The organism is Burkholderia sp. Ac-20379 (genome assembly GCF_017104645.1).
In the GTDB taxonomy this organism is placed as follows: Bacteria; Pseudomonadota; Gammaproteobacteria; order Burkholderiales; family Burkholderiaceae; genus Burkholderia.
Window position 1 is genome coordinate 1 of record NZ_JAAGPF010000780.1, and the last position, 903, is coordinate 903.

A 903-nucleotide genomic window follows, 5' to 3' on the forward strand; every position below is an offset into this window, starting at 1 on the left:
GAGGACGGCATAAGAGCTCATTTATGGTGGCTGGAGTTATGCCGTGTGCTCTTCCGATCTCGGCGCAGGGCCGTTCCTCGCGCCGCCTTCGGTGCGGCACGATCTGGCCGACCTGCGCGCCGCGCTCGAGTGGAGCATCGACAACGGCAAGCCCGAACTCGGCGCGGATCTGCTCGACCATTCCGCGCCGCTGTGGGTGCGGCTCGCGCTCGGCGACGAATACGTGGGCTGGGCGCGCCGCGTGGCGGTGTGCGGCGACAGCGGCGAGCTGCGCCGGATCCGCCCCGAGATGCGCGTGGCGGCGGCGCTCGCGAACGCGCTGGCCTGCAAGCGCAACGCGGCCAGCGAGGCGGCGCTGCAATGGCAGCGCGCCTACGAGATCGCCAGCGCCTGCGCCGACAATTCCACCCGACTGCGCGCGCTGCTGCACCTGTTCTTCCGTGCGCAGATCCGCGGCGAAACCGAGCGCGCGCGCGAGCTGTCGCGCAAGTATTCGGAGATCGCCGAGGCGGCGCGCTGGCCCGCCGCGCAGTACAACGCACGGCTCATCGAAGGCATGCTGCGCGCCTACACCGGCGATCTGCATCAGGCGATTCCGCTGCTCGGCGACGCCACCGCCGCCCAGCCCGACGTGGTGCGCGAGGCGCGCGCGCTGGCCACGCGTCACGGCCTGTCGCTGCACCTGATCGCGAACGCCGCGCTGTCCACCGTGCAGTGGCTGGTGGGCGGCACGCCGCGCGATTGCGAGATCCCCGACCTGATGGGCGCCGACAACGAGCCGCTGTCGTGCTGCGTCGCGCTGCGTCACGCCTGCGCGCTGGCCGTGGCGGAAGACGACGTGACGCGCGCCGAGGCCTACGCGGCGGCGCTCGTCGAGCTGGCCAGCTCGGCCGCGCCGCGCCG

The 903-nt window shown here is 72.6% G+C and carries 1 pseudogene; it reads left to right on the forward strand.

Features of this window, described 5'->3' with window-relative positions:
• Positions 1-43: 43 nt before the first annotated feature.
• Positions 44-903: pseudogene (locus G3N92_RS34580) on the forward strand (transcriptional regulator); the annotation flags it as partial.